This window comes from Mycobacterium simulans (assembly GCF_900232995.1).
Classification (GTDB): Bacteria; Actinomycetota; Actinomycetes; order Mycobacteriales; family Mycobacteriaceae; genus Mycobacterium; species Mycobacterium simulans.
The window spans coordinates 43870-50301 of record NZ_OCVX01000004.1; the positions used below are offsets into that span (position 1 = coordinate 43870).

At 64.7% G+C, this 6432-nt stretch carries 8 protein-coding genes and 1 pseudogene; 1 reads left to right on the forward strand and 8 read right to left on the reverse strand.

Annotated features, from left to right (window positions below):
* Positions 1–44: 44 nt before the first annotated feature.
* The 8 genes and pseudogenes from MSIMFI_RS16425 to MSIMFI_RS16460 form a co-directional block, all read right to left on the reverse strand.
* Entirely contained in the window at positions 45–512 is a 468-nt protein-coding gene (locus MSIMFI_RS16425) for a lipocalin-like domain-containing protein (RefSeq protein WP_191498268.1), read from the reverse strand.
* A gap of 1 nt (position 513) precedes the next feature.
* Complete coding sequence (locus MSIMFI_RS16430) at positions 514–1290, reverse strand: IclR family transcriptional regulator (protein WP_191498269.1); 777 nt, start codon at positions 1288–1290, stop codon at positions 514–516.
* Positions 1287–2108, reverse strand: a complete 822-nt coding sequence (locus MSIMFI_RS16435; RefSeq protein WP_186243082.1) for a BKACE family enzyme — start codon at positions 2106–2108, stop codon at positions 1287–1289. The genes MSIMFI_RS16430 and MSIMFI_RS16435 overlap by 4 nt, the downstream gene beginning before the upstream one ends.
* Positions 2105–2394: pseudogene (locus MSIMFI_RS16440) on the reverse strand (cupin domain-containing protein). Before MSIMFI_RS16440 ends, MSIMFI_RS16435 begins: the two are co-directional and overlap by 4 nt.
* 2 nt (positions 2395–2396) lie before the next feature.
* Complete coding sequence (locus MSIMFI_RS16445; protein WP_191498270.1) at positions 2397–3227, reverse strand: cyclase family protein; 831 nt, start codon at positions 3225–3227, stop codon at positions 2397–2399.
* Positions 3224–4135, reverse strand: a complete 912-nt coding sequence (locus tag MSIMFI_RS16450) for a 3-hydroxyacyl-CoA dehydrogenase family protein (protein WP_191498271.1) — start codon at positions 4133–4135, stop codon at positions 3224–3226. The genes MSIMFI_RS16445 and MSIMFI_RS16450 overlap by 4 nt, the downstream gene beginning before the upstream one ends.
* Positions 4129–4932, reverse strand: coding sequence for an SDR family NAD(P)-dependent oxidoreductase (locus MSIMFI_RS16455; protein ID WP_191498272.1), 804 nt, complete (start codon positions 4930–4932; stop codon positions 4129–4131). Before MSIMFI_RS16455 ends, MSIMFI_RS16450 begins: the two co-directional genes overlap by 7 nt.
* A 137-nt stretch (positions 4933–5069) precedes the next feature.
* Entirely contained in the window at positions 5070–5666 is a 597-nt protein-coding gene (locus tag MSIMFI_RS16460) for a PE-PPE domain-containing protein (RefSeq protein ID WP_224770285.1), read from the reverse strand.
* A gap of 215 nt (positions 5667–5881) precedes the next feature.
* Here MSIMFI_RS16460 and MSIMFI_RS29285 point away from each other — a divergent pair.
* The coding region (locus MSIMFI_RS29285; protein ID WP_191498273.1) for a PE family protein at positions 5882–6432 on the forward strand (551 nt) is incomplete at its 3' end.

Sequence of the window (6432 nt, forward strand, 5' to 3'; positions counted from 1 at the left end):
CCGGCGGCAGGTCGACAGCCTACCGCAGCGGCACTACTACCCCACTACGCGACCTGCGAGCCGGCCCCCGCAGCCCGGGCCCACAGGAGCGACGAGTACACCGTCCGCCCATCGGGCAGGGTCAACTCCGACGACAGGGTCAAACGGTCACCCTCGAGGTCGCTATGCCGCAGATGGAACTGACCCAGATAATTCGGCACTAGGGATAGCTTCGCCTCATGCCGGATATCACCGGAAGCCTCGTCGACGAAGTACCGCCCGCTGTAGGCCAGGTATCCCAGCGCCGCGGCCGCGGCCTGCTCGGTGCTACCGCCGCTGGCCACCGGCCGGTCGTAGTCCGGCCGTCCCGCCGACTGGATCTGAGCCGACATGTAACCGTCGGGGGTGTACATGATCAACCCCTGCGCATCCTCACCGTGCGGGTACCGAACCGGGCCATCAACGCTGTCCCGCTCCACATAGGACACCAACTCCCACGCCCCAACTAGCTTGTCGCGCAAGGATTCTGACATCTCAAACCTCCCTCGCCTCGAACACTGCGTTCACTTTCCCAACCCAGGCGAGCAGCGCCTGAGCCAACTCCCCTTCGCGGCCGTAGAACCGTTGCGCCGGAACCGGCACGCTGATGGCGACCAACTCCGAGCTCACCCCTTGCAGCACGGCACCCACCGCACAGATGCCTTCGGTCTGCTCCTCTCGGTCATACGCGACGCCTTCCACGCGAATGCGATCGAGTTCCTCACGCAACGCCGCCACGCTGGTGAGGGTGTTCGCGGTCAGCGGCACCAGTCGACCGGGCAAGGCCGAAGACAGGTGCTCGGGCCGCAGCGCGGCCAACATCGCCTTGCCGTTTGCGCAGCAGTACAGCGGGAACGCCTCGCCCACCGCACTCATGGCCCGCAACCGCCGCAGCGGCACGACCTGGTCGATGAAGTCGGCCCGATCCCCATTCAGCATCGACAGGTCCACCGTTTCGTCCAGCTCGCGCGACAGCTGCGTCAAGAACGGGTGCATGTCTGTCACGACGCCAAGTCGAACCGTCGAAGCCATGCGTGCGATCTCCGGGCCGAGCCGGTAGGGGCCGCGGGCCCCGCGCTCGGCAACCAAGCCCTCGTCTTCCAGCGCGTTGAGAATTCGGCTCACCGTCGAGCGAGCCATGCCCACCCGCTCGCCGATCTCGGCCTGGCTGAGCCCACCTGGGTGTGCCTGCAGCACCCGAAGTATCTCGGCCGCACGGGCAATAACCTGGATGCCGCTTCGGGCGTCCTGAATTTCGGAGTTGACGCTCACGAGTGATCTCCGGGCAAACACAACAGCGCCGCGGCCTCCTCGACGGAGGCAACCGGCAAGTCCAAGGCTTCGGCAAGGCGCATCGTGCGCTGCACCAGCGCCAGATTGCCCGGCGCCAGCTCACCCTTGCGCACGTACAAGGTGTCCTCCAGCCCCACACGTGCGTTACCGCCCAGGGCAAGCCCCATCGCAGTCAGCTCCAAGTTGGCCCTCCCGATCGCAATGACCTGCCACACAGCCCCAGGCGGGAGCCGACGCACCATCGTCAGCAGGTTATCGGCGGTGGCCGCCATCCCACCCCGCACTCCAAGCACGATGCTGAACTGCAAAGGCTCGGCCAGCAGCCCCTCCTCCCAGAGCTGTAGACAGGCCTCGAGATGCCCGGTGTCGTAGATCTCAAGTTCCGGTTTAATGTCCAGCTCGCGCATGCGCGCCGCCAGCCGACGGACGGCATCCGGTGGATTGCGGAATTCGCCGGCGCCAAAGCTCATCGAGCACGGGTTGAGCGTGGCCATCCGCGGCCTTAGCTCTACCAGTTTCTCGCGCTCCTCGAATGGCACCGTCAGGCCGACCCCGGTGGACATCTGGATCAGGATCGGGCACCGCTCGCTGATGAGGTCCATGGCCCGCCTAGCAACCCTGAGATCCGCTGTGGGCCTTTCATATTCGTCCCGCAGATGGATGTGCGCCACCGCGGCGCCAACCCGATATGCCTGCTCGACGGCGGTCGCGATTTCCTCCGGAGTCGTCGGCAATGCGGGGTTATCGGCCTTGGTGGCAATGGGCCCGGTCGGGGCGACGGTAATGACGACGCTCATGACTTCTCCGATGGTGCGTGTGCGACGGTGACCATCAGCAGCGCATCGCGGTCCGAACGGTATATACAGACCGCACTTCGCCTTTGGCCAGATGCATGCTGTCGAGCCGGCCCAACACGGTCTCGGCGCCGAGAGTGGTGACAACCAACGCACCGTCGAGCACCACGTAGACGGTTTCCTCTTGGGTTGGGGCATTCTCTTCGAGTCCCTGCAGCCGCATCGTGCACACATCGTGGTGCGCGGGCGCCACATACGTTGGAGCTTCGGATACGCGCGTCACGTTCATGGTCAGGCCGCCTGCCCGGTCTCGATTCGGTAATTGCCGGCCGGATCGACGATCGCCACCAGCCGCACAATGCAGCCGTCGCCGCCGACCCAGCGCCACGGGAACGCGGCGAAGGTGACGCGCTTACCGGTGACCTTGTCCAGGTCGCCGCCGACGTTTTCAAACCCGTAGATGCCCTTGGACAGAATGGCCCGATGGCAGGGCTCCCATTCGGGGAAGTCGTCGAGCGCCCTGCGGCCGGTCAGCTCTTCGTATTCGCGCACCGCCCAAGGCAACAGGCCGCCCTGCGCTGCCGCGGGGCCATGCGGGGCGATCGCCGTTGCGAGCGGGTGGTCCAGGGCCTGGGTGTCGGTGCCGACGGCTTTAACCCCTTTGGCCGCAAACCATTCGCCGGCTTCCTTGTAGAAGCCTGGCGAGTAGGCGTAGTACTCGGCGCTGTCGGCGTACTTGTGGTGCCATCCGGTGTTGACGATGACGATGTCGCCGGGCCGGATTTCTGGCCCGGCCTTTTCGAGATCCTCGGGAGTAACGACTTCCCACTTGTTCTTCGGGATTGAGACCACGACTCCGGTGCCGAAGAAGGCACTTAGCGGGATCTCGTCCAGGAACGGCGTGCCTTCGACCACGTGTGCCGGCGCGTCGATGTGGGTGCCGGAATGCATGACGGTGGTGATCTTTTGGGTGAGCACACGGCTTTTGGCCATGCCGTGCAGTCGCTCGATCTTGACATCCTCGAAGTACGGCCACGCCGGCACACCGTGTCCCCACGGGTGCGACAAGTCGTAGAACTGCAACTGTGACTCGGCTTTACCGAGGGGCCAAGTGAGACTCATGGCTTTGTCTCCCTTCTGTTTTCAAGCTGCGCAGTGATGTGCCGAGCAAGCCGCGCGGCGGTGGCCTCGCGGGCCCCGGCGGGCCAGTCGAGGAAGCCGTGACCGGTGCGCGCTCCGAGTTGTCCGGCGGCGACCAGTTCGCGTAGCAACGGACTGGGGTGCTGATCGTGATTGAGGCTTGGGATCACCGCGTCATGAATTGCCAGGGTGAGGTCCAATCCGATGTAGTCGGCGTTTTCCAATGGCCCAAGAGTCGCCAGTCGCAGCCCGATTGTGTTGCGTACCACCAGGTCCACGGTTCGCGCATCGCACACGCCTTCGGCAACCAGCGCGATCGCCTCGCGCCACAACGCATGCTGCAGGCGGTTGCCGATAAATCCTGGTACGTCGCGTCCGACACGCACCGGCAACTTGCCGGCATCAGTCAACAGGGCAACAACGCGGTCCGCGGTCTCCAGAGTGGTTCGTGCACTGGGTATCACCTCGACGACCGGGATAAGGTCCGGCGGATTCCAAAAGTGCGTCCCGATCACGCGGCTGCCGTCGTCCACCCGCTCACCAACGCCGCCAATAGGAAGCACCGAAGTGTTGGTCGCCAGCACCGCCCTCGGCGCAAACGCAGCCAGGCGTTCAAAGAGTTCTTGCTTGATAGCCAGGTTTTCGACAATGGCCTCGATCACTAGGTCAGCACCCCGTACCGCGGCCGCGAGATCGGCAACGGCGGTGACCAAGCCACGACCGGCACCGGTCACCTCGCGAGCCTCCACCGCTGCGGCGTCAAGGATTTCGGTGTTGGTGTCGGTGACGACTACATCCAAACCCGCCGACGCCAGGACGCCCGCGATCCGGCGACCCATTAGACCGGCTCCAACGACCGCCGCGCGGGAAAACCCGTGGGAGCTCAGCATGCTGTATAGCCCCCGTCCAGATACATCACCTGGCCGGTGTAGAAGCTGGACGCGTCGCTGAGCAGATAGATCAGTGGGCCGATGAAATCTTCGGGCTCGGCGAAGCGGCGCAACGGGATTCGGGCGAACATCGCGTCGCGGGTCACGCGTGCCTTCGCGTCGTCGGCGTACATCCACTCGGTCAACTCCGACCGGAAAACCGTTGGGGCAAAAGCATTTACCCGGATGCCCGCGGCGCCCCACTCGGCGGCCAAGCTTTTGGCCAGCAGGTCGGTGCCCGCCTTCGAAGGACAGTATGCGCTGTAGCCCGCCTCATGACCCAGCGAACCGCGAACAGAGGAGACGAGGACGACGCTGCCTCCTCCGCCCTGCCGCAGCAGCACTCGCCCGGCGGCTTGGCACACCAACCAAGCGCCGCGCAGGTTGGCGTCCATCACGGTGTCGAAGTCCTCGACCGCCATCTCCGTGATGGGTGCGACGTGATTACTGCCCGAGGCCACCAGCACCCCGTCGAGACGTCCGTGGCGGGCAATCGCCGCTTCGACCATGGCCCGCGCGTCCACCGGGGTTTCGGGCCTGCGCGTGACCACCGCGGCGTCTGCGATGCCGGCGTCTTCGACCAGTTCGGCTAGACCCGCGGCGTTGCCGCCGGCCAGGGTCAGCCGCGCCCCCGCTTCAGCTAGCGCCCTGGCCGCAACGCTGCCGAGTGAACCGGTCGCGCCGGTGATCAGGATTGACTTGTCCTGCACGCTGAACAGCCTCATGGCCATGCTGGGCGCCCGCTGCGTCGTCGTCATGATCGTTCACCTATTCCCGCAATACGGGCATATTGGCCCGCTATGCAAGAAGTGTAAGAAACCGACCGGCCTTGGTCAACGCTATATCTTGCGATATAGGTATCAATGCTCGTATCGTGGGAGAACTGAGTTCGGCGCTATGTCAGACCGCTCAGATCCCGGATTATCGACTGCGCCGCATTTATAAGGACGATCGCTTCGAAACCGGCAGCGATCGAGAACAGCGCGGTGTCGGCGGCGATCGGGTCGCCGATCGCCCTGACCAGCCCATACGGGTCACCACCGAGCGCTTGCAAGATCGCGTTCGCGAAGAGGTGGAGGTCATACGCCGGGACAGATACGACGGCGGCAGTCACGAAGTCTGCCGTCGGAAGCAGAACCGCGTAACTGGTCGAGATCGCGCTCGCGAGGGTATTCGCGACATTGGTGATCGGCGGCGGGCTGAACGACGACGGCTGAATCGACTGAATCGACGACAGCGCAAACGACTTCGCCACCGCCTTGAATGCCGAGATGTCGAGCCTGGCATCGGTCGACCCGGCGCAAAGCGACGAAATGATGGAGCTCTGCGAGAAGCCCACAACGGCAACGTTATTGCCCGCGTCGACTTGCTGCTTTATAGCGCTTTCCAAAATCGTAACGCCCTCGGCCACAGACACATTCGGGGTCAAATCCTTGATGCCGGTGAGCGGATAGAACGCCTCGGGAGTGAACAGACCTTGGGCGTTCGCCACCGTGAAACCCGGGTAATGGGGCGTGATGTATTTCGAGACGACGGGCCACCCCCCAAAGCCATTTGCAGTCAGCGTAGTTCGACCCGGCCAGTGGGTGCGCTCGGCAGCTCCGAATAACGACTTGCGAAAAGTTCCGGATTGGCAAACTCAGGCCGTGGCGACGGCGATACTCTTTAATGTACTGCGGTCAAGGATGACCGGGTGGGAGTGCTGCAATGTCCTACCTGGTGACGGTCCCGGAAATATTGGCTGCGGCGGCGGGGGATCTGGCGAATATTGGCTCGGCGCTTGGCGCGGCCAATGCGGCGGCGACAACTCCGACGACGGCGATACTGGCGGCGGGCGCCGATGAGGTGTCGGCGGCCATCGCCGCGCTGTTCTCCAAAGAGGCCCAGGCATATCAGGCGCTCACCGCCCAGATGGAAGCGTTTCATCAACAGTTTGTCCAGGCGTTGAACGCCAGCGCAGGCGTGTATGCCAGAGCCGAGACCACCAACGTCCTGCAGATCTTGGAGCAGCAGGCGCTCGACGTGATTAACACGCCCACCAATTTGCTGCTGGGGCGCCCACTGATCGGCAATGGCACCGACGCGACGGCGCCGGGCCAGGCCGGCGGCGCCGGTGGCTTGTTGTACGGCAACGGCGGCAACGGCGCGCCCGGCGCTACCGGACAGCCCGGCGGCGCCGGCGGCGACGCCGGGCTGATCGGCAACGGCGGCGCCGGGGGCGCCGGGGGCAAAGGCAGCAATCTCGGCGGCCCAGGGGG